The organism is Protofrankia sp. CiP3 (genome assembly GCF_917627345.1).
Lineage (GTDB): Bacteria > Actinomycetota > Actinomycetes > Frankiales > Frankiaceae > Protofrankia.
On sequence record NZ_CAKJTM010000129.1, the window covers coordinates 1 to 932 of the forward strand.

Annotated in this window: 1 protein-coding gene; it reads left to right on the forward strand. The window is 70.1% G+C overall.

The genetic code is table 11. The features are described from left to right. Window positions 1-902 (forward strand): integrase core domain-containing protein (locus MJ797_RS23790; protein WP_239341413.1); only part of this gene is annotated, 902 nt, incomplete at its 5' end. Between the last annotated feature and the right edge of the window lie 30 nt (window positions 903-932).

Genomic DNA, 932 nt, shown 5'->3' on the forward strand with positions numbered 1-932 from the left:
GACTCCCCCGCACCGTGCTACGCCAGATCCGGCTGCTCGTGCGCCCCGAGACCGTGCTGCGCTGGCACCGCGACCTGATCGCCCGGCATCACGCCCGCGTCTCCCGCCCGAAGCGGGCCGGCCGGCCGCCAACGGTACGGTCGGTCCGCGCGCTGGTGCTGCGCCTGGCGCGGGAGAACAGCTCATGGGGGTACCGGCGTATCCACGGTGAGCTACTCGTCCTGGGTATCACGGTCGCCGCGTCCACGGTCTGGGAGATCCTGAAGGATGCTGGCATCGACCCGGCGCCTGAGCGGACGTCGGACGGCTGGGCGGCGTTCCTGCGCTCCCAGGCCGAAGCCATCCTCGCCGCCGACTTCTTCGAAGCGGTGACGCTGACCGGCACGCGGATGTACGTCCTCGCCGTGATCGAGCACGCCACCCGGCGGGTCCGGATCCTGGGCGCCACCGCGCACCCCACCGCGGCGTGGGTGACCCAGGCCGTGCGCAACCTCGCTATGGACCTGCAGGACGCGGGATGCCGGGCACGCGTCCTCATCCGTGACCGCGACGTCAGGTACCCGGCGTCGTTCGACGCGATCCTCGCCGACACCGGGATCGAGGTGGTGCACAGCGGCGTCCGGATGCCGCGTATGAATGCGATCATGGAGCGGTGGATCCAGAGCTGCCGCCGCGAGCTGCTGGACCGCACGGTGGTCTGGAACCAGACGCACCTGCTGCACGCCCTCCGCGAGTATGAGCGACACTACAACGCGCACCGCCCCCATCGGGGCATCGCGAACGGCAGACCCCTGCACCCGCTGCCGGAACCGATCACCGATCTGGCCACGATCACGCGCCTCGACATCCGTAGACGTGACCGCCTCGGCGGCATCATCCGCGAGTATGAACATGCCGCTTGACCTGCACGGACAGGGTTTTCGGCACCCGCA